This window comes from Franconibacter helveticus LMG 23732 (assembly GCF_000463115.2).
Lineage (GTDB): Bacteria > Pseudomonadota > Gammaproteobacteria > Enterobacterales > Enterobacteriaceae > Franconibacter > Franconibacter helveticus.
This window is the reverse complement of sequence record NZ_AWFX01000045.1, coordinates 105,268-130,712: the sequence shown is the minus strand read 5'-3', so window position 1 is coordinate 130,712 and position 25,445 is coordinate 105,268. Positions and strand designations below refer to the sequence as shown.

Sequence of the window (25,445 nt, the reverse complement as noted above, 5' to 3'; positions counted from 1 at the left end):
TGGCTTACTGAATAAAGGAATCACGCTAATATTATGCCATGAATTAATTTCGTCTTGTGAGTCGGTTGCAGGCCGTTATACTGAGCGGCCTGCTAGCGCTCATCATTCATCAAAAGCGTTAGCTCAACCAGCGCAGGCTGGATTTTCCAGATAAGACAGGCTTATAAATCGGATGCGACTCGATAAATTTATCGCCCAGCAGCTTGGCGTCAGCCGCGCTATTGCTGGCCGTGAAATTCGCGCCAGCCGGGTAACGGTGGATGGCGAAATCATTAAGGACAGCGCTTTTAAGCTGTCGCCGGGCCACGATGTGGAGTATGACGGCAACCCGCTGACTCAGCAAAACGGCCCGCGTTATTTTATGCTGAACAAGCCCCAGGGCTACGTTTGCTCTACTGACGACCCCGATCACCCCACCGTGCTCTATTTTCTTGACGTGCCGGTCGCCCACAAGCTGCACGCCGCAGGGCGCCTGGATATTGATACAACCGGCCTGGTGCTGATGACGGATGACGGCCAGTGGTCGCACCGCATCACCTCGCCGCGCCACCACTGCGAGAAAACCTATCTTGTGACGCTGGAATCGCCGGTGGCGGATGACACCGCTGAGCGTTTCGCAACGGGCGTTCAGCTGCATAATGAAAAGGATCTCACCAAACCTGCGCAGCTTGAAATCATCACCCCGACCGAGGTGCGGCTGACCATCAGCGAAGGGCGTTACCATCAGGTGAAGCGAATGTTTGCCGCTGTCGGCAATCACGTTGTGGCGCTGCACCGCGAGCGCATCGGCGCTATTGCGCTGGATCCTGATCTGGAGCCTGGCGAATACCGCCCGCTTACCGACGAAGAGATAGCCAGCGTTGGCGCGCCGGCACGCTAATTTCAGGAGAACCTTGTGACCACAAGGCAAAATTCATCGTTGGGCATTGTCTTTATCCTTGGCCTGCTGGCCATGCTGATGCCGCTTTCCATCGATATGTATTTGCCGGCGCTGCCGGTGATTGCCCAGGAATATGGCGTTGACGCGGGCCGGACCCAGATGACCCTCAGCACCTATATCCTGGGTTTTGCCATCGGCCAGCTTTTTTATGGGCCGATGGCGGACAGCATCGGGCGCAAACCGGTTATCCTTGGCGGCACGCTGATTTTTGCCGCCGCTGCGGTCGCCTGCGCGCTGTCGCAGTCTGTTGATCAGCTCATCGCCATGCGTCTGCTGCATGGCCTGGCTGCTGCGGCGGCGAGCGTTGTGATTAACGCTCTGATGCGCGATATCTACCCCAAAGAAGAGTTCTCGCGCATGATGTCTTTCGTCATGCTGGTGACCACTATTGCGCCGCTGGTGGCGCCAATGGCGGGCGGGGCGGTTCTGGTCTGGTTTAACTGGCACGCGATTTTCTGGATCCTCGCGTTACTGGCGCTGCTTGCTTCGGTCGCTATTTTCTTTCTTATCAGCGAAACGCTGCCGGTGGAGCGCCGCCAGAAGTTTCACTTTCGCACCACGCTTGGCAATTTCGCCACGCTGTTTCGCCACAAGCGCGTGCTGAGTTATATGCTGGCAAGCGGTTTCAGCTTTGCGGGCATGTTCTCGTTTTTAAGCGCCGGGCCGTTTGTTTACATTGAGCTTAACCACGTTTCGCCGCAGAACTTCGGTTATTACTTTGCGCTGAATATTGTCTTTCTGTTCATTATGACCATCGTTAATAGCCGCTTTGTCCGCCGGGTCGGCGCATTGAAAATGTTCCGCAACGGGCTTTATGTGCAGTTTCTGATGGCGCTGTGGATGGTGATTAGCGCACAGCTTGATCTTGGCTTCTGGGCGCTGGTGTTAGGCGTGGCGGCTTTTGTGGGTTGCGTATCGCTGGTGGCCTCTAACGCCATGGCGGTTATTCTGGATGAGTTTCCTCATATGGCGGGCACCGCCTCTTCGCTGGCTGGCACCTTCCGTTTTGGCATCGGGGCGATTACCGGCGCGCTGCTTTCGTTATCGACCTTTACCTCCGCCTGGCCGATGATCTGGTCCATCGCGTTTTGCGCCACCTGTTCCATCCTCTTCTACCTTTACGCCAGCCGCCCGCGGCGAGCGTAAACGGCTACATAAAGAGCGCGTAGAGCGCTCTTTTTTTAATTCATATCAACGCTTGACGGCGTTTTTTGGCGTAATTTGTTTCGCGAATGTAAAAGTAAAGCGCTGAAAAGGTCACAGCCCTGTAGTAAAAAAGGTTGAGTTAGATCGCAGAAAGGGGTACATATAGCGCCAAAACGCGATCCGCCGCACATAAAATAGTCCTTATGAATGAAAGGTTAACTACGCAGCGGTAAGACATGTAAGCGTTTTCTTTGTTGATTTGATCACCTTTTTTCAACATTGTGTTAACCTGTATGTAAATCGTTTGTGAAATTTTCTTGCTTCGGGGACCAGAATTTGAACATGTTACAACTTTCCATCGTCCATCGCTTGCCGCAGAGCTATCGTTGGCGGGCGGGTTTTGCGGGTTCAAAAGTTGAACCGATTCCGCAACAAAATGGCCCATGCGAAAACTGCCTTGTTGCTTTGAAATTGCTGAGCCCGGATGGCGACAACGCCTGGCCGGTGATGCATAAATTAAGCCAGGCGCTGAGCGATATTGAAGTGGATTGCTCCGTGCTGGAGTGTGAAGGCGAACCTACGCTGTTTGTTAACCGTCAGGATGAGTTTGCCGCCACCTGCCGCCTGAAAAATTTCGGCGTGGCGATTGCCGAGACGTTCTCCGGCCAGAATCCTTTCTGAGCGCGTCAGCCTGGCGTAAGCAACTGACGCGTATACTCTGCCTGCGGCGCGTTGAAAATGTGCCGGCAATTCCCCTGTTCGACCACCTCGCCCTGGCGCAGCACCACTACCTGATGGCATAGCGAGCGCACCACCTGAAGATCGTGACTGATAAATATATAAGCCAGCCGATGCCGTTCCTGTAAGGTTTTGAGCAGCGCCAGCACTTGTGCCTGCACGGTGCGGTCCAGCGACGAAGTCGGTTCGTCAAGAACAATTAGCTCGGGTTTAAGGATTAACGCTCTAGCTATCGCTATGCGTTGACGCTGGCCGCCGGAAAATTCCGCCGGATATCGGTGACGCGTTTGCGGATCGAGCCCCACTTCCTGCATTACTGCCTTAACCTGCGCCTCCCGCTCGGCTGTGGATAAACCGGGCTGATGCACGCGTAATCCTTCTTCGATGATTTGCAGCACGTTAAGCCTTGGGTTAAGCGAGGAGTTCGGATCCTGAAAAACCACCTGGATCCGGTGGCGCACCGTCAGCATCTGTTTACGGTTGCGGTTATGCAGCGGCTGACCGTCAAAAATAATTTCACCCTGCGACGGCAGCAGGCGCAGCAGGGCAAGGCCGGTGGTGCTTTTGCCGGAACCCGATTCGCCGACCAGTCCTAAACTTTCGCCAGGGCGCAGCGTAAAACTTATCTCTTTTACGGCGTAATGGTGGCCCACTACGCGCTTGAGCAGGCCGCGCCGGATGGGGAAGGCGACCTGGAGTTTGTTGACTTCTAACAGCGGCGCGACAGAGTCTTTTAGCGCTACCGGATCGCCAGCCGGCTCGGCATCCAGCAGGCGGCGGGTGTACTCATGCTGCGGCGCGCTAAAAAGGCGTAGGGTGTTATTGCGCTCCACGCATTCGCCGTTTTGCATCACCGCCACGTTATCCGCCAGCCGCTTCACAATATTCAGGTTATGGGTGATAAAAAGCAGACCCATGTTCAGCTCGCGCCGCAGCTCACTCAGCAGCTTAAGAATTTGCGCCTGTACCGTAACGTCCAGCGCGGTAGTGGGTTCGTCCGCAATAAGCAGTTCAGGGCGGGTTAACAGCGCCATCGCTATCATCACGCGCTGGCGTTCGCCGCCAGAGAGCTGATGCGGAAAATCGTTAAGCCGCAGAGCGGGCTGGCGAATGCCGACGCGCTCAAGGCAGGTGATAATTTCCGCGCGCGCCGGTTCACGGCGCATGCCCCGGTGCAGCGAAAGCACTTCATAAAGCTGGCGTTCAATATTATGCAGCGGATTGAGCGAAACCATCGGCTCCTGAAAGATCATCGCGATGCGGTTGCCGCGCACGCCGCGAAGCTGCTGTTCAGAGGCCGTCAGCAGCGATTCGCCATGAAAGCGAATGTCGCCTTGCGGATAAACCACCGGCGGAGAAGGGAGCAGGCGCAGCACGGAAAGCGCCGTCACGCTTTTGCCGGAGCCTGATTCTCCCACCAGCGCCAGCGTTTCGCCCGCCTCAATGCTCAAAGAAAGGTTATTCACCACCCGGCGCTCCGTTTCCTGCTGGCGAAACGCAACAGAGAGCTGCTCAATGGAAAGTAAGGGTTGCGCCATATCAGACCGCCTTGCCCGGATCGAAGGCGTCGCGCACCGCTTCGCCGATAAAAATTAATAACGAAAGCAAAATCGCCAGCGAGAAAAAGGCAGTAATGCCAAGCCAGGGGGCCTGGAGATTATTTTTGCCCTGCAACAGCAATTCACCAAGCGAAGGCGAACCGAGCGGCAAACCGAAGCCCAGAAAGTCGAGCGAGGTCAGGGTCGTTATCGAGCCGCAAAGGATAAACGGCAGAAAAGTCAGCGTTGCGACCATGGCGTTAGGCAGCATGTGCCGCCACATAATCGCCCGGTCGCTGACGCCCAGCGCCTGGGCGGCGCGGATATAGTCAAAATTGCGGGTGCGCAGAAACTCGGCGCGCACCACGCCAACCAGGCTCATCCAGCCAAAAATGACGGTGATAGCGAGCAGCCACCAGAAGCCAGGTTGCACCACGCTTGAAAGCAGGATAATTAAAAACAGCGTCGGCATTCCGGACCAGACCTCAATAAAGCGCTGCCCCCATAAATCCACCTTGCCGCCGTAGTAGCCCTGTATCGCGCCCGCGAGCACGCCGATAACGCTTGAGGTTAACGTCAGCATCAGACCAAACAGCAGCGAAATGCGCGTGCCGTAAAGAATACGCGCCAGCACGTCGCCGCCGTTGGCGTCGGTGCCAAGCCAGTTTTGCCCTGAAGGCGGGGAGGGGAAGGGAACGTCGGTGGCATAGTTAATCGCATTCGCGCCAAAGCGCACGGGCGCCCACAGCGTCCAGCCAGATTCAAGCTGTTGGCGAAGCCACGGATCCTGGTAATCCGCGCGGGTAGCGAGCGGGCCGCCGAAGTCGCTTTCGCTGTAATCTTTTACAACCGGAAAATACCAGCGATCCTGAAAGTGCACCGCCAGCGGTCTGTCGTTGGCAAGCAGTTCGGAAAAGAGGCTCAGGATAAAAATCACCGCAAAAATCCATAATGACCAATAACCGCGGCGGTTGCGGCGAAACCGCGCCCAGCGGGCCTGGTTAACCGGGCTTAATCGACTCATCCGCGTCCCTCAAAATCGATACGTGGGTCGACCAGCGTGTAGGTGATATCGCTCAGGATATTCAACAGCAGGCCAATCAGCGTGAAGATATAAAGCGTGCCAAACATCACCGGGTAGTCGCGCGAGACGGTGGCTTCATAGCCGAGCAGCCCCAGGCCGTTAAGCGAAAACATCACTTCAATCAGCAGCGAGCCGGTAAAAAACATGCTGATGAACGTAGCCGGAAAGCCTGCAATTACCAGCAACATGGCGTTGCGAAAGATATGTTTCCAGAGGATCTGCTTTTCGCCCACCCCTTTCGCCCGGGCCGTCACAACGTACTGCTTGCGGATCTCATCCAGAAAAGCGTTTTTGGTGAGCATGGTCAGCGCCGCAAAGCCGCCAATCACCGTCGCCAGCACGGGCAGGGTGATATGCCAGAGGTAATCGGTGATTTTTTTATACCAGGGCAGCGTATCGAAATTCGCCGACACCAGCCCGCGCAGCGGAAAAATATCAAACCAGGTGCCGCCGGCGAAGAGCACAATCAGCAGAATGGCGAATAAAAAAGCGGGTACCGCGTAGCCAATAATGATAAATGCGCTGCTCCAGATATCGAACCCGCTGCCGTTATGCACCGCTTTGCGAATGCCCAGCGGAATGGAAACCAGATAGATAATTAAAGTGCTCCACAGCCCAAGCGTTATCGAGACCGGCAGGCTGTCGCCAATCAGCTGCACTACAGAGGCGCTTCTGAACAGGCTATCGCCGAAGTCGAAACGCAGGTAGTCGCCCAGCATGGTGAAATAACGTTCATGCAGGGGTTTATCAAAACCGTAGCGGTGGGTTATCTCGGCTATCACTTCCGGGTCCAGCCCACGCGCGCCGCGATACTGGCTCTCCCCTGGCGTGCTCACACCCGCTCTCGCATGCGAGGTGCTTGCTCCTTCGGCGCTGACGCCCGGCACGCCGCTGCCGTGACCGAACTGAATGGCCGCGATGGCCTGGTCGACCGGTCCGCCAGGGGCTATCTGCACAATAAAAAAGTTCAGCGTAATGATGGCCCAGAGGGTTGGGATGATCAGCAGCAAACGACGGATAAGGTAAGCGCCCATGTCGTTCCTCAGCGCCGCGCCGCAGGCAGCTTCGCCGCTTTATTAACGTCATACCACCAGGTGTCGAAACCCAGTGAATAAACAGGGTGAATGCCGGGACGGGAGAATTTATCCCAGCGGGCGAAACGGTCTGAGGAGGTGTACCACATCGGCAGCATGTAATAGTTCCAGGTCAGCACTCTGTCCAACGCGCGGCCCAGCGGCAGGAGTTTCTCTTTATTGCCCTGGTTTTCCAGTATCTGCGCGATAAGTTTATCCACCGCCGGGTTTTGCACACCGGGGGAATTATAAGTGGAATCAATGTATGCCGAAGCCCAGGAGATCTGCAAGTCGCCGCCTGGCCAGGGCATAGCGCGATACAGCGTCGGGATCATATCGTAATCCCGCTTGCGCAGGCGGTTGGTCATTTGTGAGTTATCAACCTGCCGAATGGACATGGTAATGCCAAGCCGTGCAAGGTTGTGCTGGAAAGGAAGCACCCACTGGTTATTGCCCGCAGCCGAAAGCAACAATTCGAACGTAAAAGGCTGGCCGGTTTTTTCATTAACCAGTTTTTGATTTTTTAATGTCCAGCCAGCGGCTTTTAACAGCTCAAGGGCTTCAAGCAGGTGGTCGCGTTCAAACCCGTCGCCACGAGAAACCGGCGGCTGGTAAATGGAAGTAAAGACCTCGGGCGGCACTTCGCTTTTCAGCGGCGCGAGCAGGGTAAGTTCGGCGGCGTCCGGATAATTGCGGGCTGCGTATTCGGTATTTTGAAAATAGCTGACGGGGCGGCTGTAAGCGCCGTAAAACAGCGCCTTGTTCATCCATTCGAAATCAAAGGCGAGCGTGATGGCTTCGCGCACCCGGCGGTCGGCGAACATCGGGCGCTGAATATTAAACGCCAGCCAGCGCGCATCCTGCGCCGCTTCGTTCTTTTGCTCTTCTTTCACAATGTAATGGCTGTCGAAGTTCTTGCCGGTATAGCGCGTCGCCCAGTTTTTGGGGCTGGTTTCAGGACGAAAATCGAACGCGCCTGCTTTAAACGCTTCAAAAGCGACGTTGTCATCCAGATAGTAGTCATAGCGCAGCGTGTCGAAGTTCCAGCGGCCGCGGTTAACCGGCAGGTCCGCCGCCCAGTAATCTTTAACGCGTGAATAGACCACGTACTGGCCCATGCGAAAATCGGTAAGGCGATACGGGCCGCTGGCCAGCGGCGGACGGGCGAGCGGGTCGCTGAGCTTGTGATCTTTCCAGAATTTTTTGGGCATAACCGGCAGCGAAAGCAGGCCCAGCATATCTTCTTTGCCTGGTTTCGCCAGTTCGATACGCACCGTCAGCGGCGCGATGGCTTTCACCGTCGCCCCTTTGTAATAAAGACGAAACTGCGGCACCCCTTCCGTCATGAATTTATGAAAGGTAAAAGCGACATCGTCAGCCGTAATGGGGGTGCCGTCATGAAACCGCGCGCGCGGGTTAATCTCTACCTCCGCCCATGAGAAGTCTTGCGGGTAGCGCACCATTTCTCCCACCAGCGGATAATAACTGCCCGGCTCGTCATCTGACGTAGTAAACAGCGGGTCGTAAAGCGACTCCGTACGCACGGCGGCGTTGCCGCGCAGGGCGTAGCGGTTAAAGTTATCAAATGTGCCGATAGCCGAAAGCGTCACGCTGCCGCCTTTTGGCGCAGCCGGGTTAACGTAGTCGAAATGGGTGAAATTGACGGCGTACTTAGGCTCTCCCAGAACAGCCAGAGAGTAGCTCTCATTGATTTGTTCGGCATGACAAGCCGCACCAAACAGGATCAGCAGTACTACAAGCGCGCGTGCAAACATGAGATAGCCTGTTAAAAAGTCCTTATTATCGCCAGTGCCGGTCTTGCTCTACTGGCGGAGGGTTTGAGCATAATAAGGGAGGGACGCGATGAGGGAAACCGTTGAGCGACTAATCGTTTTCCGGGATTGCCGAAGCCTGGCTAAGCTGCGCCAGGCGCAGCGGGCGGCTAAAATAATATCCCTGTAAATAGGTTACGCCCTGTTCGCGCAGCCATTTCGCCTGTTCCGCCGTTTCTACCCCTTCGGCGACCGTGTCCATATTAAGCCGCTTCGCAAGCGTGATTACGGCATCCAGCACGGGTGAGGTGAGCGTCTCGGTGCCGATGGCGTTAACAAAACCGCGATCGATTTTCAAATAGTCCAGTTTGAAACGCTCAAGGTAAATTAACGCACTGTGGCCGGTGCCAAAATCATCCACCGCAATTTCAAACCCTTCATCATGCAGCCACTGAAACAGGCCCAGCGCCTCTTTCTCCTGAATCATATCGCGCTCGGTGATTTCAAATACGATGTGAAAATAGTTGGGCGGCAAAGAGGCGGCGAAATGACGAATATCCTCTTTAAAGCTGGCGGAGTGCAAATGGCCCGGGGCGATGTTTACGCCAAGCTTGGCGCCGGGCGGCAACACTTTTTGCAACTGCGGCGCATCGGCGGCGATGAGCTTAAACAGGTGGCGCGTCAGCGGCACGATAAGCTGCTGCGCTTCGGCAAAACTGATAAACGCATCGGGCGGGATCATCCCCGCTTCGGGGTGTTCCCAGCGCATCAGGGCCTCCACGCCCGTCATGCGCAGTTCGCCAGATTCAACAACCGGCTGGTACATCACAAAGAACTGGTTGCGTTTTATGCCGGTTAAAATTTCTTTACCTGAACGGGAGCGGGAGTAGAGCAAATAGCCGGTCAGCACCCCGCCCAGCAGGCCGCTCAGGATGCCAGTCAGCACCGAAAGCTGGATATCTTCTACTGGCCAGACGTTGCCGTAGAGATAAATCTGCATAGGATAACCGGCGATACTGGCGGCGCGTAAAGGCTTCCCGGGCAGATCTCCGGTGTGCAGGATACCGGTTTCAAATGTTGTCAGCGCCTCGTTGCCCACCACCAGCGCAATCCCGGTAATATCTCTCTGGCGAGCGGTAAAGAGCAGATAAGGCGTGAGATTAACATTCAAAATGGTGAAGATGCCGCGGCTGTTATCCGCCGGGTTACGAAACCACATGGCGATAGCGGGTTTGCCGGGCACCATGGGCGTGCCTTCGATGATATTCATGTCGACAGGTTTGTCAGGATCAATCGACGTCATTAGCTCTGTTAGCGGCAGACGTATAGCGCCGATGGCTGAAGAACAGTAAGCAGTGTCATCCTGAATCAGTAAAAACGCCCGTACGTTGACGTTAAAAGCGGCGCGGGAAGTCAGCTCGGAAGAAACCATTGAACAATCGGCGAACGTCAGCGGCTGTAAAGCATCCGCCGTGGTTTTCAGCTCGTGAAAATAGTGCGAGAGATAATGCTGGATATCTTTTGCCAGCAGCGTCCAGGCTTGTTCGCGCTTGTGGTGAAGATAGAGGGTATAGAAACCGCCCGCCAGCAGGGCGATAAGCAAGCCGACGGTAACGCTTTTCGCCACGATTTTTTTGGGCGTCGACAGCCTGGAAGAAAAATGGGTTAACGGCATTCGGTCGGGCTCCCGTATAGACGAGGCTGGCGTTTGGCGTAGTGCTGCTGACGTAGCCGGAAAAGCGGCTGGCGATAATTTTACACAGGCGCAGATAATAAAAAAACGCTGCCGGAGCAGCGTTTTTTTATTGTTCGTCAACGTTTGTCATCAAGGGGGACAATGTTAACTGCGGCTTAATACCCGGCGCGCTTCGTTATAGCGCTTTTTCCAGTAAGGCTCGTCCATGCTGGAGATCATGACGCCGCTGCTGGTGGAGGCGTGTACGAACTGGTTATTACCGATATAAATACCTACGTGGCGGCCGGTAGAGCCAGCGCGGAAGAGTACAAGATCGCCGGTACGAAGCTTCGTGCGGTCGACGCTTTTACCCATTTCCTGCTGTTCATAGGTAGAACGCGGAAGTTCTAAGCCAAACTGTTCGCGAAAAGTACGTTGTACGAAACCGGAACAATCGATGCCGCTTTTGGTGCTGCCGCCCAGACGGTAACGGACGCCTTTCCAGCTGGCATACTGATCCATAAGGCGCGACTTAACGTCGAGATTGCGGACCATGTTTTCAAATTCATCCTGAGAGGCTTGCAGTAAAAAGCCATCTTTATTACCGACTGCATGCGTCTCAGAATGCATATTCTTTGCGGTGTTGGTTGAGCTACAGGCGGACAGCAGTACCGCAACTGCGACTGCGGGTACGAGCCGCAGAAAATATCTCAAAATCGGCTGAGATTTGACCATATTAATTATTTTCCCTTGATGTCCTTAACGATAAATATCGTTATAAAAATGCCAAACGTGACGAGACTAATTACCCATGCGTGATGAGACAATTCCGATTGATCGAAATTGTGCAGAAACGCACATTTTTATTTTCAGCGCCGCGAATGCAGCCTTGAAAGCAAAACGAGACCGAGATTACCCGATCAAACCCTGTCTGGCGAGTGGTTTTATCGCTTTTTTTATAAGAAATTGTGATGTGAAAAAAGGAAAGTGTGTAGTTGTGTAACAGAGGGCAGAAAAGCGCTAAAAACAGCCTGATCATCAGATTATTAAATAATAGTCAGCGTGGTAATGATATTTAACTGAAATTAACGCTGCTGAAACAATCAGGGATCGAAAACGATCCCTGATGACAATGCTTATAATAATTTTAATTAAATGTTATTAAATTGTTTGTTTTTTACCGGGAAGGGTGCGATCAAATGCGTCAATAACCTTATCCGTAAGAGGGGTTAACAGACACCAGGGCAGCCCCACCAGCACAACACAAAGTGAACCTACAAATATATCGGTAAACCAGTGCGCGCCAATCATCATGCGCGGCAAAGCAAAAACCGCAAATATAATTAAAGCGATGGCGAATGCTTTTTGACCAAAATATCGCCACATAAACCCTGCGAAAATAAGCAGCATCATGCCATGATCGCCAGGAAAACTGTCTTTGGACGCATCCTTGGTTGAAATAGACAAGAGTTCGCTGACGCGGTTTATGCCGGTAAAGGTCAGCGTCGGGCTGGGGCGCGTAACCGGTAAAAGTTTCTGGCCGAGCTGGTTAAGCACCACGGCCACCAGCAACATGACCAGGCCCATCAGCACGATGCGGCGACGTTCAGCAGGCAGGCCGCGGCGCCAGTGCCAAAGCATAAGCGCGCCCATCGCCAGCAATGAGCAGCCATCGAACGCCCGATTATTCGTAATAGCCACGAACCATAAGAACGGTCGGTTCACCGCCAGCTGCTGGTTGAAAAATGAAAAGACGCCCGTATCAATGGCGTACCAGAAACCATGGTTAGCTGGCAGGAACCAGGAAAGAAATAGCGCTACGCCCGCGGCATTCAGCAGCAGGATAAGCGGTAAACGAGTTTTCATGATCGGAGTCACAGTTTAATCAGCAAAGGGGCAAAGTTAGCCCCACTAACTTAAACGAAGCTTCAACAAAGCGGATTGCAGGCTGTTCCAGTCCGTTTCATTTTGCGTTATCAGTTCAATGCGGCTGTCAGGGGGCGCGACATTCTGCGTTTCAATATTTAAATCGAATCCCTGGCGGTTAATACGCACCAGCCCTTCAGGAATGCGCAGCACCCCTTTAACACGATCAACCGGCGCAAGCCGCGCCCATTCCAGCAGCCCGATAGTGTCGAATACCGTATCGGCATCGAAAATCCAGCCACAGGCATGGTAGCCCTGGCCATGATTGAGATTGCGCCGCCAGCGCTGGTTCTGCCCAAGGCTTAGCGCCGCCAGACCGCGATTGCCGGGGTGAGAATGGCTGTGTTCTGCGCTTACCGGCAGCTCGCGCTGATTCTCGCGCGGTTTATCAAGCAATGCGCCGTCAATTTTTCCCTGTGTGGCGAATACCACCTCGCGGCCTTCCCCTTGTTCAGCGCGCCATTTATCCAGCGCCTGGCTGCTGGCTTCGTCGGCGCGATCGCTTTTATTGGCGATGATGATGTCCGCCGCCGCCAGCTGGTCACGGAAGTTTTCGTTATTCACGCTTTTTTCATCCAGCAACTGGCGGGGGTCGAGCAGACAAAGGGTGGCGCGCAAATCTATCCACGGCTCATAAACCGGCGCTGTCAGCATATCGAGGATCTGTTTCGGGTGACCAAGTCCGGTCGGTTCAATCAGCAAACGGTCCGGCTTGCCCTGGCGCAACAAGGTATTCAGGCCAACCTGCATCGGCAGCCCGTTAACGCAGCACATACAACCGCCGGGGATCTCTTTAAGCAGCGCGCCGCTGTCGGCAAGCAGGGCGCCGTCGATGCCCACTTCGCCAAATTCATTCACCAGCACGGCCCACTTTTCCGCCGGGTCTTTTTGCGCCAGCAAGTGCAAAATCGTGGTGGTTTTACCGCTGCCAAGGAAGCCAGTAATAAGGTTGGTTTTAGTCACGCGCGCTCCGGAACAAAAGAGAAAACAACAATAGTCTCTAAAAACCAGAGCAAAGAGAAGAAAGAAGAAAGGGCGACGAGGAACGCCGCCCTTATAAAGCATGGATGGTTAAATTTAGCGGCTGACGAGGCGGGCGACCGCTTCTTTGGCCCCGAGGCGGGAGAGCGTTTGCCAGGCGGCCTTCAGGCTGTGCACGAAAATGGGATTTTGCGGCAGATCGGCGCCAAAAATCGCCTGTAAAGCGAGAAGGGCGTCAACGCGATTCTCCGGCGCGCTGTTTTCAACCCGCTCACGAATTTTTTCGCTCAGCGGGTCGCGCACGTCTATCGCTTCGCCTTTTTCATCCACGCCGCTGACATAGCGCATCCAGCCCGCCACGCCGAGCGCCAGCAGCGACCAGTCGCCGCCGTTTGCAAGATGCCAGCGAATACTTTCCAGCATGCGCTGCGGCAGTTTCTGGCTACCGTCCATCGCAATTTGCCAGGTGCGGTGTTTCAGCGCCGGGTTGCTGAAACGCTCGATCAGGCTGTCCGCATACTCCTCCAGGTTAACGCCGGTAATGCGAAGCGTCGGCGCCTGTTCCTGCAACATGAGCTGGCGCGCCGCCTGGCGAAAATGGCTGTCCTGCATGCAATCGCTGATATGTTGATATCCCGCCAGATAGCCCAGATAAGCCAGGAAAGAGTGGCTGCCGTTCAGCATACGCAGCTTCATCTGCTCCCAGGGCTGGACATCGTCAACCAGCTGCACGCCAGCGGTCTCCCAGGCAGGACGGCCTGCGACGAAATTATCTTCAATGACCCACTGAATGAACGGTTCGGCGCTAATCGCGCAAGGGTCTTGCACGCCCAGCGTATCTGCAATTTCCGCAAGGGATTCGTCGGTCGCGGCGGGCACGATACGATCAACCATCGTCGCCGGGAACGTCACTTGCTCGCTAATCCATTGCGCCAGTTCCGGGCTGCGTTTTTGCGCCATACCCACTACGGCCTGGCGGACGACATGGCCGTTATCAGGAATGTTATCGCAGGAAAGCACGGTAAAAGGCGCAAGGCCCCGTTCACGGCGGCGGTGCAGCGCTTCAACCAGCAGACCTGGAGCCGAATGCGGTTGGTGAGGGTTTTCCAGGTCGTGAATGATGCGCTCGTTGTGCGTATCAAGCTTGCCGGTCGCCGGGTCGATGCAATAGCCTTTTTCCGTGATAGTCAGGGAAACGATGGCGACCTGCGGCTCACAAAATTTTTCAATGATTGCCTCCATGCCATCAAGCTTCGCGTTAAGGCACTCATTTACGGCGCCGATAATGTACGCCTGGTTGCCCGTGGCGCCTTTTTCCAGCACGGTATAGAGATGATCCTGCGCGCGAAGGTCGCTCATTAGCTTATCGCCGCTGAACAGACTGATTTCGCAAATTCCCCAGTCGCCGCCCTGCTCATTAAGCACCCGGTCGGTTAACAAGGCCTGATGCGCGCGATGAAACGCGCCGAAGCCGAAATGCACGATGCGGCTCTGTAAATGACTGCGATCGTAGCGGGGACGTTTGACCGAATCGGGCAGCGTTGCGGAGGCAATTGTATTCATTTAGTACATACCTTATTAACCATCATTTAACAAAACCAGTGTAAAGTTATATGACAGCAAATTAAATTGGTGTGCCGTAAATATCCGGGGTTTGTGAGCTGGATCAATCAATGGTGGCGGCTGGTTTGACCGTTATCCATAAACATGTATGGTAGTCGTCATCAGCATTATTTTGATTGGTATAACAACTTAACGAGGGGATGGTCATGGAACAAACCTGGCGGTGGTATGGCCCGAACGATCCGGTATCGCTGGATGATGTACGTCAGGCAGGCGCGACCGGCGTAGTAACGGCGCTGCATCATATTGCGAATGGCGAAGTCTGGCCGGTGGAAGAGATCCGCGCGCGTCAGGCGCTGCTGGCGGAAAAAGGGTTGGTCTGGTCAGTCGTGGAAAGCATTCCTGTGCATGAAGAGATTAAAACCCACACCGGCGACTTCGATAAGCATATCGCTAACTACCAGCAGAGCATTCGCAATCTTGCCGCCTGCGGCATCGATACCGTCTGCTATAACTTCATGCCGATCCTCGACTGGACGCGTACGGACCTGGAGTATGTTTTGCCCGACGGTTCAAAAGCGTTGCGTTTCGACCAGATAGCCTTCGCCGCCTTCGAACTGCATATTCTCAAGCGCGAAGGGGCGCAGGCGGATTACAGCGAAGAAGAACAGCGCCAGGCGCTGGCCTACTTCAACGACGCCAGCGAAGCGGAAATCGACAAGCTGACGCGCAATATCATTGCCGGTCTGCCGGGAGCGGAAGAGGGCTATACGCTTGATCAATTCCGCGCCCGCCTTGCGGAATATTCAGGTATTGATAAGGCCCAGCTTCGCGAGAATATGGCCTATTTCCTGCGCGCTATTGTGCCGGTTGCTGAAGAAGCGGGCGTGCGCCTGGCGGTGCATCCGGACGATCCGCCGCGTCCAATCCTTGGTCTGCCGCGCATTGTCTCGACCATTGAAGACATGCAGTGGCTGAAAGAAACCGTAGACAGCATTAACAACGGCTTCACTATGTGCACCGGCTCTTACGGCGTACGCGCGGATAACGACCTGGTGCGGATGATTGAAACTTTTGGCGACCGTATTCATTTCACCCATTTGCGTTCAACCTGCCGTGAAACGAACCCGAAAACCTTCCATGAGGCGGCGCACCTGAACGGCGATGTCAACATGGTGGCGGTGGTGAATGCGATCCTGACGGAAGAACTGCGCCGTAAAAAAGCGGGCGACTTGCGTCCTATCCCGTTCCGTCCCGATCACGGACACCAGATGCTTGACGATCTGCGTAAGAAAACGAATCCCGGCTATTCGGCGATTGGGCGTCTTAAGGGGATGGCTGAAGTGCGCGGCGTTGAGCTGGCGCTGAAAATGACGAAATATCCTGAACTGCTGTAATCGGGCTGGCTCAACCAGGCCTGAGAAAAGCATAAAAAAACCGGCGAGCGTGCCGGTTTTTTATTGCCCGGCAAGCGAAATGCTGCCAGGCGCGCGGGCCTGTTAGTCTGCGCGGCCCATATAACGTTTTTCTTCAATATGAATACGGATCTTCTCACCCGCAGAGAGGTATTCCGGCACCTGCACCACCAGACCAGTCGTCAGCGTCGCTGGCTTGTTGCGCGCGCTTGCTGAAGCGCCTTTAATGCCCGGCGCGGTTTCCACAATTTCCAGGTCTACGGTCTGCGGCAGCTCCAGCGCCAGCAGCTGGCCGTCCCACAGCAGCACCTGCATGTCCGGCATGCCGCCTTCCGGCATAAACTGCAACTCTTCTTCAATCTGATCTTTCGTGAAGGTATAAGGCGTGTAGTCTTCTTTATCCATGAACACGTATTCGTTGCCGTCTATGTAGGAGAAATCCACGAAGCGGCGGTTCAGGGTTACGGTATCGACAATGTCGTCGCCTTTAAAACGTTCTTCGACTTTCAGACCGGTACGCACATCGGAAAAACGCATCTTGTAAAGCGTGGCGGCGCCGCGCGCGCTCGGTGACTGAATATCAATGTCTTTTACAATCAGCAGTTTGCCGTTGTAATTGAGCACCATACCTTTTTTAATTTCGTTAGCTCTTGGCATCGAAGTGTCCTGTTAATTTGGGATAGCGAAAATATCGCGACAAGGTACTCGCGAGGCGCCAGCCAGGCAAGCGGATTTCACCGCTTTCGCAGCGTTGCGCAAAAAGTCGATAGTCTTTGCGGGCGGCGCCTGATAAAGTCCGCGCCTGTTTGCCCGGCTGAGGTCATTATGGAATGTCGTCCCGACTGCGGTGCCTGCTGTACCGCGCCTTCAATATCGAGCCCCATTCCGGGAATGCCAGAGGGCAAGCCGGCGAATACCCCCTGCGTGCAGCTTGACGAGCGCAAGCGCTGTAAGCTGTTCGGCTCTCCGCTGCGCCCGAAGGTATGCGGCGGTTTGCAACCCGCGCTTGAGATGTGCGGCGCCAGCCGCCAGCAGGCGATGGACTATCTCATCCATCTTGAAGCGCTCACCGCGCCCTAAACATCTTTGATTCGCCACAGACACCATACCGCGGCGGCAGTCATTACCAGCGCCACGTAAAAAACGGCGTGATAGTTCCAGATTTCCGCAATCACCCCGGCAAGCGAACCGGCGATAATCCAGCCTACGCGCGTTGTATTAGTATAAAGCGTGGTGGCAGCGCCCGCCTGGCCCGGCATCAGATCCTGAAAATAGAGCATGCCGATACCGGCGAGAATACCGATGTAAATCGCGTTCAGCAGTTGCAGCGCGAGCAACATTATCGGGTTGGTCAGCGTGATCATGCCAATATAAAAAAGCACGCCGCCGACAATCGCCGCGCGCATCAAAAAACGCTTACCGAAGCGCTTTGCGTAGTAGCCCGCTATCAACATCGTGGGGATTTCCAGCCCGGCGGCGGTTCCCATCATCACCCCGGCCAGCTTTTCCGGCAGGTGCAGTTCATTGATGATGTAAAGCGGCATATTAATAATATAAAGGCTGTTGGTGCCCCACATCAGCGTGCAGATAACGAACAGCAAAAGGGCGTCACGACGATTGCGGCGCGGCGCTTCAAGCGTGGTGGAGGTCGCCTGCGGCTCTTTACGCATTGAAGGCAGAAAACCCCACACCATCAGGGCGCAGACAACAAACGCTGCTGCCGCGCTCAAATACATCACTTCAAAGCCGAAGCCCATCGCCAGCGCATAAGCCAGCGGCGGCCCCACGACCCAGGCCAGCGACACCTGCGCGCGCAATATTGAACTGAACATCACTGCTTCGCGGCCGGTCCGGTCGGCATGCTCGCGCGCCAGCGCAAACATCTGCGGGTTCGCGGTAGAGCCGAAGCTGCTCAAAAAAACGCCGACGAACAGCAAAATGAAGTAGTTCCGGTTCCATGCAAAAAGCACGCAGGCAAGCGCGCCCAGCAGGCAGCAGACGAAAATAAGCGATTTACGGTCGCCTTTTTTATCCGAACGGCCCGCCAGAAACTGGCTGACCAGTATGCCGATGATAGCGCTGCCGGTAAAAAAGAAGCCCACCATCGCCGGGCGCGCATGCACTTCTTCTGTCAGGAACAGGCTAAGCGTAGGAGTTTGCAGCGCCCCGGCAATGCCGGTTAAAAAAGCTACAATTAAAAAAGAGGCGGAAGCCGCATCCAGCGAGCGCGGGCGCGCCGCAGCAGGAATGTTTTGCATAAAAATCGAACATGTTCACAAGGGAAGGCGAAGTTTACGCGCCTTGCTGACAAATAAACAGCGGTCTGGATCATACGCCACACGAATAATCAAAAAGGCGTTTTAATTTTTGCTGAAGTGAAGCTGAAATCCATAAAGGAAGAAAGGGTATTGGTGAAGAACGGTTCAGCTAACAGAGTGTAAAGATCTGGAAATGTGCGACACATCTAAAAATCAACATCGCTTTAACGGCTTTTCTTGCGGAGCGTATCGGAAGTCCTCACACTTCTTGAAACGTTTCAGCGTTATCTTCAGCTTTTCACAAACTTAAGGTAACGCCTTTTTTCTCAGAAAGGCTGAAACGATTCACTTTCAGCAAGCGAGGAGACCATGTTCCAGTTATCTGTTCAGGATATCCATCCCGGCGCCAGCGCCAACAATAAAGAAGAAGCCATCCGTCAGGTTGCTGACGCGCTGGTGAAAGCAGGCAATGTGGCTGAAGGCTATGTTAATGGCATGCTCGCCCGCGAACAGCAAACCTCCACCTACTTAGGCAACGGCATCGCCATTCCGCACGGCACTACCGACACCCGCGACCAGGTGCTGAAAACCGGCGTACAGGTTTTTCAGTTTCCGCAGGGCATTCGCTGGGGCGAAGATCAGGTGGCTTATGTGGCTATCGGCATTGCCGCCAGTTCCGATGAGCATTTGGGGCTGTTGCGTCAGTTAACGCATGTGTTAAGCGATGACGCCATTGCTGAACAGCTTAAAACCACCACCAGCGCGGAAGAGCTGCGCGCGTTGCTGATGGGCGAGAAACAGGGCGATTCGCTGAAGCTTGATAATGACATGTTCAGCCTTGATGTCGCCGCAACCGATCTGGTTACGTTGCAGGCGCTGAACGCAGGTCGTCTGAAAGCCGTCGGCGCAGTGGATGCCGCCTTCGTAAGCCAGGCAATCACCGACGCGCCGCTGAATTTAGGGCAGGGCGTCTGGTTTGCCGACAGCGCGCAGGGCAACCTTGCCAGCGCTGTAGCGGTAAGCCGCCCGGCAAACGCTTTTGAAGCGAACGGCGAAAAAGTCGGTTTGCTGGTGACGATCGCCATGGCGGATGAGCAGCCGCTGCCGGTGCTTAAGCGCCTGAGCGACATACTCTTAAGCGAGAAAGCTGACCGTCTGCTGAGCGCCGATGCGCCGACGCTGCTTGCGTTGCTGACCAGCGACGACGCGCTGAAAGAAGATGTGCTGAGCGCTGAGTTTACCGTACGCAACGAACACGGTTTGCATGCGCGTCCGGGCACCATGCTGGTAAATACCATTAAGCAATTCAATAGCGATATCACCGTCGTCAACCTTGACGGTACGGGCAAACCGGCCAATGGCCGCAGCCTGATGAAGGTGGTGGCGCTTGGCGTGAAGAAAGGCCACCGTCTGCGCTTTACCGCGCAGGGCGACGATGCTGAAGCCGCGCTGAAAGCCATCGGCGAAGCCATCGCTTCTGGTCTCGGGGAGGGCGCAGCATGAGCAGACGCGTCGCTACTATTACCCTTAACCCCGCCTATGATCTTGTCGGCTTTACGCCGGAAATCGAGCGCGGCGAAGTCAACCTCGTGCGCACCACCGGCCTGCACGCAGCGGGTAAAGGCATCAACGTTGCAAAAGTGCTGAAGGACTTAGGCATCGACGTGACCGTCGGCGGCTTCCTTGGCAAAGATAACCAGGACGGCTTTCAGCAACTTTTCAGCGAACTGGGCATCGCCAACCGTTTTCAGGTGGTTCAGGGCCGCACCCGCATTAACGTCAAGCTGACGGAAAAAGATGGCGAAGTGACCGACTTCAACTTCTCCGGCTTTGACGTCACCGGCGCGGACTGGGAGCGGTTTGTTAATGACTCTCTGAGCTGGCTTGGTCAGTTCGACATGGTCTGCGTCAGCGGCAGCCTGCCGGCGGGCGTCAGCCCGGAAGCCTTCACCGACTGGATGACGCGCCTGCGCAGCCAGTGTCCGTGCATTATTTTCGACAGCAGCCGCGAAGCGCTGGTGGCGGGCCTGAAAGCCGCGCCGTGGCTGGTGAAGCCTAACCGTCGCGAGCTGGAAATCTGGGCAGGGCGCAAGCTGCCGGAGCTGAAAGACGTGATTGAAGCGGCTCACGCCCTGCGCGATCAAGGCATCGCCCATGTGGTTATCTCGCTCGGCGCGGAAGGCGCTTTATGGGTTAACGCATCCGGTGAATGGATAGCCAAACCGCCTGCCTGCGAAGTGGTCAGCACGGTTGGCGCCGGCGACTCTATGGTCGGCGGCCTGATTTACGGTCTGCTGATGCGTGAATCAAGCGAGCACACGTTACGTCTTGCCACGGCGGTGGCGGCCCTTGCCGTCAGCCAGAGCAATGTCGGGGTGACCGATCGCACTCAGTTGGCGGCGATGATGGCGCGCGTCGACTTACAACCTTTTAACTGACAGCAGGAGAGGCATAATGAAAACGCTGCTGATTATTGACTCCGCGCTCGGCCAGGCTCGCGCCTATATGGCGAAGACCCTGCTCGGTGCGGCGGCGCAGAAAGCGCATCTTGAACTGACTGATAATCCGAACGACGCGGAACTGGTTATCGTCCTTGGCAAAAACCTGCCGTCCGACAGCTCGCTCAACGGCAAAAACGTGTTCGTCGGCGAAATCGATCGCGCCGTCGCGCATCCGGCGCTTTTCCTTGGCGAGGCCAAAGAAAAAGCGCAGCCTTACCGCGCACCGGCCGTCGCAGCGCCGGTCGCTGCGCCGACGGCTGGCGGTCAGAAACGCATTGTCGCGGTAACCGCATGCCCGACCGGCGTCGCGCATACCTTTATGGCGGCGGAAGCCATCGAAACCGAAGCGAAAAAACGCGGCTGGTGGGCCAAAGTGGAAACCCGCGGCTCCGTAGGCGCAGGCAACGCTATTACGCCGGAAGAGGTGGCGCAGGCGGATCTGGTGATCGTCGCGGCGGATATCGAAGTGGACCTGGCGAAGTTTGCCGGCAAACCGATGTACCGCACCTCTACGGGTCTGGCGCTGAAAAAAACCGCCCAGGAGTTCGATAAAGCGCTGGCTGAAGCGAAACCGTATCAGCCTTCCGGCCAGGCATCTTCCGCGTCTGCGGACCAGAAATCGCAGGGCGGCGGCGCTTATCGTCACCTGCTGACCGGCGTCTCTTACATGTTGCCGATGGTTGTCGCAGGCGGCCTGCTGATTGCGCTTTCGTTTGTCTTCGGTATTGAAGCGTTCAAACAGGAAGGGACGCTGGCGGCGGCGCTGATGAAAATCGGCGGCGGCTCGGCGTTTGCTCTCATGGTGCCGGTTCTGGCCGGTTTTATCGCCTTTTCTATCGCAGACCGTCCGGGTCTGACGCCAGGGCTGATTGGCGGCATGCTCGCTGTCAGCACCGGCTCCGGTTTTATCGGCGGTATTCTCGCAGGCTTTCTTGCCGGTTATGTCGCGAAAGCGATCAGCGGCAAGCTGAAGCTGCCGCCGAGCATGGAGGCGCTGAAGCCTATCCTTATTATCCCGCTGTTCTCAAGCCTGATTGTCGGTCTGGCGATGATTTACGTTATCGGTACGCCGGTGGCGAAAATTCTGGCTGGCCTGACCGCATGGCTGCAAAGCATGGGAACCGCAAACGCAGTACTGCTGGGCGCCATTCTTGGCGGCATGATGTGTACTGATATGGGCGGCCCGGTGAACAAAGCGGCTTACGCATTTGGCGTAGGGTTGCTGAGTTCCCAGGTTTACGCGCCGATGGCGGCGATTATGGCGGCCGGTATGGTTCCGCCGCTGGCGATGGGCATTGCGACCCTGGTGGCGCGTCGTAAGTTCGACAAAGGCCAGCAGGAAGGGGGCAAGGCGGCGCTGGTGCTGGGCCTGTGCTTTATCTCCGAAGGCGCTATTCCGTTCGCGGCCCGCGACCCGATGCGCGTTATCCCGTGCTGCATTGTGGGCGGGGCGGTAACCGGCGCTATCTCCATGGCGGTAGGCGCGAAGCTGATGGCGCCGCACGGCGGTCTCTTCGTACTGCTTATCCCGGGCGCCATCACACCGGTGCTGGGTTATCTGATCGCCATCGTCGCCGGTACGCTGGTGTCGGGTCTGGCTTACGCTTTCCTTAAGCGTCCGGAAGCGGAGCTGGCGGCCAAAACCGCGTAAGGTTCGCGCAATAAAAAAGCTCCCTTCGGGGAGCTTTTTTTTGGCCACGCATTTCAGGCGGTAGCGGTATCGATTTGCTGCGCCTTAAGCCAGGCAATCTCTTCTGCCCAGATATCCGGGTTGATGGTTTCCAGTACCAGCGGTATGCCGTCGAAGCGGCTGTCGCGCATCAGCCAGCGAAACGGCGTATGGCCGATATTGCCCTCGCCGAGGCTGTGATGGCGGTCTACCCGGCTTGCAAAAGCGCTTTTCGCGTCGTTCAAATGCATGCCGCGTAAATACTTAAAGCCGACGATACGCTCAAACTCGGCGAACGTTTTTTCGCACGCTTCTTCGCTACGCAGGTCGTAACCCGCCGCAAAAGCGTGGCAGGTATCGATGCAGACCCCGACGCGAGATTTATCTTCCACCTGGTCGATAATCGCCGCCAGATGTTCAAAACGAAAACCGAGGTTGCTTCCCTGACCCGCGGTATTTTCAATCACGGCGGTCACCCCTTCGGTCTGGTCAAGCGCGATATTGACCGATTCCGCAATGCGCGACAGGCACGCCTCTTCGCTTATCTGCTGTAAATGGCTGCCCGGATGGAAGTTCAGCAGCGTTAGCCCCAGCTGCTGGCAGCGCGTCAGCTCATCAATAAACGCCTTGCGCGATTTTTCCAGCGCTTCCGCTTCCGGATGGCCGAGGTTAATCAAAAAGCTGTCGTGCGGCAGGATCTGTCCCGGGCCATAGCCATGTTTTTCACAGGCGGCTTTAAATTCCTCAATAATGGCCGGAGTGAGCGGGGCGGCACGCCATTGACGCTGGTTTTTAGTAAACAGCGCGAAGGCTGTTGCTCCAATCTCGGCGGCGCGGATGGCGGCGTTGGCAAGCCCGCCGGAGGCGCTGACATGCGCTCCAATAAACTTCATCTTTCTCTCCTGTCATACCCGCAAAGGGGGAACGTTTTATCATAGCGGGAAAGGCCGGGAAAGCGCGTGCCGGTTTATGCCATCAATCGATGCACCACAACATTAATCGCGCCGCCGCCCGCGATCAGCCAGAAAAAGAGCGTAAGCGCCATCAGCAGCGGCCGCACGCCCGCTTTTTTCAGCGCGCTGAGGTGCGTCGTGATGCCGAGCGCGGCCATCGCCATCGCCAGCAGCACGGTGTCGAGCAGCACCAGCGCATCCACCGCTTTTTGCGGCAGCAGATGGAAAGAGTTAAACACCGCCACCAGAATAAACAGGATAGCGAACCACGGGATCGTGATGGCGCTGCGCTTGCCGTCGCCCGCAGGGGCCAGCTGTTTTACCCGCGCCGCCAGGAAAAGCAGGAAGGGGGCGAGCATCATGACGCGCAGCATTTTCGCGATAACCGCCGCATTTTCCGCCTCGGGGCTTACGGCATGGCCTGCGGCCACCACCTGCGCCACCTCATGCATGGTTGAACCCATATAAACGCCGTAAGTTTCAGGCGAGAAAAAGGCGTTAAGCCAGGGCCACATTATGGGGTAGAGAAAGATGGCCAGGGTGCCGAAAATCACTACCGTCGCCACCGCTACGGTTACTTTACTGGCCTGCGCTTTAATGACTGGCTCAGTGGCGAGAATGGCCGCCGCGCCGCAGACGCTGCTGCCCGCGCCAATCAGCCAGCTGGTTTCACGGTCAAGCCGGAAAACGTTTTTTCCAAGCCAGCAGGCGAGGAAAAAAGTGCTGCTGAGCGTGAGAATATCAATGAGCAACCCGCTCGCGCCGACATCAGCGATTTGCGCAAAAGTCAGGCGAAAGCCATAAAGAATAATGCCCAGTCGTAGTAAATGCTGTTTGGCGAACAGCACGCCAGCGTCGCACGGCTGCCAGAGGCGAGGGTAAACCGTATTGCCGATGACCATGCCGCCCAGAATAGCGAGCGTCAGGGCGCTGAAGCCCGTGGCCGAAACCGCCGGAATAGCGCCTGCCCACAGCGCCAGGCCGGTTATCAACGCAGTAAGCGCCAGACCCGGGAGATAATGCACTAGTGTGTGCCGCCGTTTATGAAGTATCTGTGTTGTCATAGCCTTCTCCTTTTGTCAGCAGAAGCGTAAGGCCCGGCGGCTTAAAAATAAAATTGATTATATATTTATAATTAATCATCATAAGTGGTAAGAAAGCTTACTGTTGAGGCCAACCATGCATATCACTCTGCGTCAGCTCGAGGTGTTTGCCGAAGTGTTGAAAAGCGGTTCCACCACGCAGGCGTCGCAAATGCTGGCGCTGTCGCAATCGGCCGTCAGCGCGGCGTTAACCGATTTAGAAGGCCAGCTCGGCGTACAGCTTTTTGACCGCGTGGGCAAACGACTGGTGGTCAATGAACATGGCAGGCTGCTTTATCCGCGCGCGGTCGCGCTGCTTGAGCAGGCGGGCGAAATAGAGCAGCTCTTTCGCGAAGAAAATGGCGCTATTCGCGTTTACGCCAGCAGCACGATTGGCAACTACATTTTGCCGGAAGTGATTGCCCGCTATCGCCGCGACTTTCCCTCGCTGCCGCTGGAGATGAGCGTTGGCAACAGTCAGGATGTGATCAACGCCGTCGCCGATTTTCGCGTCGACATCGGGCTTATTGAAGGGCCGTGCCATATGGCGGAGATTGTGACTGAACCCTGGCTTGAAGATGAACTGGTGATCTTCGCCTCGCCCGCCAGCCCGCTATTAAATGAAGAGGTCACGCTGGAGCGCCTCGCCGCCGCGCCCTGGATCCTGCGCGAGAAAGGCTCCGGCACGCGCGAAATCGTCGACTATCTGTTGTTATCGCACCTGCCGCAGTTCGTGCTGGCGATGGAGCTTGGCAACTCCGAAGCCATTAAGCACGCGGTTCGCCACGGGCTTGGCATAAGCTGTCTGTCGCGCCGGGTCATTGCCGAGCAGCTGGAAACCGGCTCGCTGGTGGAGATAAACGCGCCGTTGCCGCGCCTGACGCGCACGCTTTACCGCATTCATCATCGTCAGAAGCACCTTTCCAACGCGTTGCAGCGCTTTTTGCGCTATTGCGAGCCCTGAACCCGGCGGCTTACTGGCGCCGTCGGTCATAAGAAAAAATTTGCACATTTCCTTCGCGCCGCTGCTTTACTTATGATCCAGCGGCTATCATGAACGTCTCTTATAACAGCGTATTTCCACCAGGCGCTTCGGTTTGAGTCTGCTACAATCGCGCCTCTTTTGATGGA

At 55.7% G+C, this 25,445-nt stretch carries 22 protein-coding genes; 9 read left to right on the top strand and 13 right to left on the bottom strand.

All coding sequences use genetic code 11. The features are described from left to right. Positions 1-172 precede the first annotated feature (172 nt). The 3 genes from rsuA (at position 173) to DW56_RS13075 (ending at position 2,767) form a co-directional block, all read left to right on the top strand. Positions 173-880 carry a 16S rRNA pseudouridine(516) synthase RsuA gene (rsuA, locus tag DW56_RS13085; protein WP_024554535.1) on the top strand — a complete coding sequence of 236 codons (708 nt, stop codon included), beginning with the start codon at positions 173-175 and terminating at the stop codon, positions 878-880. A 15-nt stretch (positions 881-895) separates the two neighbouring features. Next, the gene (locus tag DW56_RS13080; protein WP_024562220.1) at positions 896-2,086 is read left to right on the top strand and encodes a Bcr/CflA family multidrug efflux MFS transporter; all 1,191 of its coding nucleotides are present in this window, start codon (positions 896-898) and stop codon (positions 2,084-2,086) included. Positions 2,087-2,422: 336 nt separating this feature from the next. Then, complete coding sequence (locus tag DW56_RS13075; RefSeq protein ID WP_024554631.1) at positions 2,423-2,767, top strand: YejG family protein; 345 nt, start codon at positions 2,423-2,425, stop codon at positions 2,765-2,767. Positions 2,768-2,772: 5 nt separating this feature from the next. On the opposite strand, the gene yejF is transcribed toward DW56_RS13075, so the two are convergent. From yejF to DW56_RS13030, 9 genes are all read right to left on the bottom strand, one after another. Further along, complete coding sequence (yejF, locus tag DW56_RS13070) at positions 2,773-4,362, bottom strand: microcin C ABC transporter ATP-binding protein YejF (RefSeq protein ID WP_024554632.1); 1,590 nt, start codon at positions 4,360-4,362, stop codon at positions 2,773-2,775. Between the two features lies 1 nt (position 4,363). Beyond that, a complete protein-coding gene (locus DW56_RS13065; RefSeq protein WP_024554633.1) occupies positions 4,364-5,386 on the bottom strand; it encodes a microcin C ABC transporter permease in 1,023 nt (340 codons plus the stop codon). Then, a complete protein-coding gene (locus DW56_RS13060; protein ID WP_024554634.1) occupies positions 5,383-6,480 on the bottom strand; it encodes a microcin C ABC transporter permease YejB in 1,098 nt (365 codons plus the stop codon). The genes DW56_RS13065 and DW56_RS13060 overlap by 4 nt, the downstream gene beginning before the upstream one ends. An 8-nt stretch (positions 6,481-6,488) precedes the next feature. Next, entirely contained in the window at positions 6,489-8,294 is a 1,806-nt protein-coding gene (locus DW56_RS13055) for an extracellular solute-binding protein (protein WP_029589829.1), read from the bottom strand. A 109-nt stretch (positions 8,295-8,403) separates the two neighbouring features. Further along, positions 8,404-9,966, bottom strand: a complete 1,563-nt coding sequence (locus DW56_RS13050) for a cyclic di-GMP phosphodiesterase (protein ID WP_024552932.1) — start codon at positions 9,964-9,966, stop codon at positions 8,404-8,406. A gap of 165 nt (positions 9,967-10,131) precedes the next feature. Beyond that, complete coding sequence (mepS, locus tag DW56_RS13045) at positions 10,132-10,701, bottom strand: bifunctional murein DD-endopeptidase/murein LD-carboxypeptidase (protein WP_024552931.1); 570 nt, start codon at positions 10,699-10,701, stop codon at positions 10,132-10,134. A 426-nt stretch (positions 10,702-11,127) separates the two neighbouring features. After that, positions 11,128-11,832 carry a phosphatase PAP2 family protein gene (locus tag DW56_RS13040; protein WP_024552930.1) on the bottom strand — a complete coding sequence of 235 codons (705 nt, stop codon included), beginning with the start codon at positions 11,830-11,832 and terminating at the stop codon, positions 11,128-11,130. A gap of 45 nt (positions 11,833-11,877) precedes the next feature. Continuing rightward, on the bottom strand, positions 11,878-12,855 hold the full coding sequence (locus DW56_RS13035) for a CobW family GTP-binding protein (protein ID WP_024552929.1): 978 nt from the start codon (positions 12,853-12,855) through the stop codon (positions 11,878-11,880). A gap of 114 nt (positions 12,856-12,969) precedes the next feature. Continuing rightward, positions 12,970-14,436 carry a mannitol dehydrogenase family protein gene (locus DW56_RS13030; RefSeq protein WP_024552928.1) on the bottom strand — a complete coding sequence of 489 codons (1,467 nt, stop codon included), beginning with the start codon at positions 14,434-14,436 and terminating at the stop codon, positions 12,970-12,972. Positions 14,437-14,642: 206 nt separating this feature from the next. On the opposite strand from DW56_RS13030, the gene uxuA reads away from it, so the two are divergent. Further along, a complete protein-coding gene (gene uxuA, locus DW56_RS13025) occupies positions 14,643-15,833 on the top strand; it encodes a mannonate dehydratase (RefSeq protein WP_024552927.1) in 1,191 nt (396 codons plus the stop codon). Between the two features lie 102 nt (positions 15,834-15,935). On the opposite strand, the gene yeiP is transcribed toward uxuA, so the two are convergent. After that, a complete protein-coding gene (gene yeiP / locus DW56_RS13020; RefSeq protein WP_024552926.1) occupies positions 15,936-16,508 on the bottom strand; it encodes an elongation factor P-like protein YeiP in 573 nt (190 codons plus the stop codon). A gap of 168 nt (positions 16,509-16,676) precedes the next feature. Here yeiP and DW56_RS13015 point away from each other — a divergent pair, with 168 nt between their 5' ends. Continuing rightward, the gene (locus DW56_RS13015) at positions 16,677-16,931 is read left to right on the top strand and encodes a YkgJ family cysteine cluster protein (RefSeq protein WP_024552925.1); all 255 of its coding nucleotides are present in this window, start codon (positions 16,677-16,679) and stop codon (positions 16,929-16,931) included. Here DW56_RS13015 and setB read toward each other — a convergent pair. After that, positions 16,928-18,109 carry a sugar efflux transporter SetB gene (setB, locus tag DW56_RS13010; protein WP_024552924.1) on the bottom strand — a complete coding sequence of 394 codons (1,182 nt, stop codon included), beginning with the start codon at positions 18,107-18,109 and terminating at the stop codon, positions 16,928-16,930. The genes DW56_RS13015 and setB overlap by 4 nt on opposite strands. Before the next feature lie 369 nt (positions 18,110-18,478). On the opposite strand from setB, the gene fruB reads away from it, so the two are divergent. The 3 genes from fruB to fruA are packed head-to-tail and all read left to right on the top strand — an operon-like array spanning position 18,479 to position 22,261. Beyond that, the gene (fruB, locus tag DW56_RS13005) at positions 18,479-19,612 is read left to right on the top strand and encodes a fused PTS fructose transporter subunit IIA/HPr protein (protein WP_024552923.1); all 1,134 of its coding nucleotides are present in this window, start codon (positions 18,479-18,481) and stop codon (positions 19,610-19,612) included. After that, positions 19,609-20,547: a 1-phosphofructokinase gene (fruK, locus tag DW56_RS13000; protein ID WP_024552922.1), complete on the top strand. Its 939-nt coding sequence runs from the start codon at positions 19,609-19,611 to the stop codon at positions 20,545-20,547. Before fruB ends, fruK begins: the two co-directional genes overlap by 4 nt. Positions 20,548-20,563: 16 nt before the next feature. Beyond that, positions 20,564-22,261, top strand: a complete 1,698-nt coding sequence (gene fruA, locus DW56_RS12995; protein WP_024552921.1) for a PTS fructose transporter subunit IIBC — start codon at positions 20,564-20,566, stop codon at positions 22,259-22,261. A 53-nt stretch (positions 22,262-22,314) separates the two neighbouring features. On the opposite strand, the gene nfo is transcribed toward fruA, so the two are convergent. Continuing rightward, positions 22,315-23,172, bottom strand: a complete 858-nt coding sequence (gene nfo / locus DW56_RS12990) for a deoxyribonuclease IV (protein WP_024552920.1) — start codon at positions 23,170-23,172, stop codon at positions 22,315-22,317. A 74-nt stretch (positions 23,173-23,246) separates the two neighbouring features. Beyond that, a complete protein-coding gene (locus DW56_RS12985) occupies positions 23,247-24,296 on the bottom strand; it encodes a YeiH family putative sulfate export transporter (protein ID WP_024552919.1) in 1,050 nt (349 codons plus the stop codon). Between the two features lie 115 nt (positions 24,297-24,411). Between DW56_RS12985 and yieE the strand changes: the two genes are divergently transcribed. Next, positions 24,412-25,278: a DNA-binding transcriptional regulator YeiE gene (gene yieE / locus DW56_RS12980; protein WP_024552918.1), complete on the top strand. Its 867-nt coding sequence runs from the start codon at positions 24,412-24,414 to the stop codon at positions 25,276-25,278. The last annotated feature ends 167 nt before the right edge of the window (positions 25,279-25,445 follow it).

Bases quoted from the DNA above. Each gene is read 5' to 3' on its own strand.
- uxuA (WP_024552927.1), top strand. From the start codon at position 14,643: ATGGAACAAACCTGGCGGTGGTATGGCCCGAACGATCCGGTATCGCTG.
- yejF (WP_024554632.1), bottom strand. From the start codon at position 4,362: ATGGCGCAACCCTTACTTTCCATTGAGCAGCTCTCTGTTGCGTTTCGC.
- fruB (WP_024552923.1), top strand. From the start codon at position 18,479: ATGTTCCAGTTATCTGTTCAGGATATCCATCCCGGCGCCAGCGCCAAC.
- fruK (WP_024552922.1), top strand. From the start codon at position 19,609: ATGAGCAGACGCGTCGCTACTATTACCCTTAACCCCGCCTATGATCTT.
- rsuA (WP_024554535.1), top strand. From the start codon at position 173: ATGCGACTCGATAAATTTATCGCCCAGCAGCTTGGCGTCAGCCGCGCT.
- DW56_RS12985 (WP_024552919.1), bottom strand. From the start codon at position 24,296: ATGACAACACAGATACTTCATAAACGGCGGCACACACTAGTGCATTAT.
- DW56_RS13050 (WP_024552932.1), bottom strand. From the start codon at position 9,966: ATGCCGTTAACCCATTTTTCTTCCAGGCTGTCGACGCCCAAAAAAATC.
- DW56_RS13015 (WP_024552925.1), top strand. From the start codon at position 16,677: ATGGAATGTCGTCCCGACTGCGGTGCCTGCTGTACCGCGCCTTCAATA.
- DW56_RS13040 (WP_024552930.1), bottom strand. From the start codon at position 11,832: ATGAAAACTCGTTTACCGCTTATCCTGCTGCTGAATGCCGCGGGCGTA.
- yieE (WP_024552918.1), top strand. From the start codon at position 24,412: ATGCATATCACTCTGCGTCAGCTCGAGGTGTTTGCCGAAGTGTTGAAA.
- nfo (WP_024552920.1), bottom strand. From the start codon at position 23,172: ATGAAGTTTATTGGAGCGCATGTCAGCGCCTCCGGCGGGCTTGCCAAC.
- fruA (WP_024552921.1), top strand. From the start codon at position 20,564: ATGAAAACGCTGCTGATTATTGACTCCGCGCTCGGCCAGGCTCGCGCC.
- yeiP (WP_024552926.1), bottom strand. From the start codon at position 16,508: ATGCCAAGAGCTAACGAAATTAAAAAAGGTATGGTGCTCAATTACAAC.
- DW56_RS13030 (WP_024552928.1), bottom strand. From the start codon at position 14,436: ATGAATACAATTGCCTCCGCAACGCTGCCCGATTCGGTCAAACGTCCC.
- DW56_RS13060 (WP_024554634.1), bottom strand. From the start codon at position 6,480: ATGGGCGCTTACCTTATCCGTCGTTTGCTGCTGATCATCCCAACCCTC.
- mepS (WP_024552931.1), bottom strand. From the start codon at position 10,701: ATGGTCAAATCTCAGCCGATTTTGAGATATTTTCTGCGGCTCGTACCC.
- DW56_RS13065 (WP_024554633.1), bottom strand. From the start codon at position 5,386: ATGAGTCGATTAAGCCCGGTTAACCAGGCCCGCTGGGCGCGGTTTCGC.
- DW56_RS13055 (WP_029589829.1), bottom strand. From the start codon at position 8,294: ATGTTTGCACGCGCGCTTGTAGTACTGCTGATCCTGTTTGGTGCGGCT.
- setB (WP_024552924.1), bottom strand. From the start codon at position 18,109: ATGCAAAACATTCCTGCTGCGGCGCGCCCGCGCTCGCTGGATGCGGCT.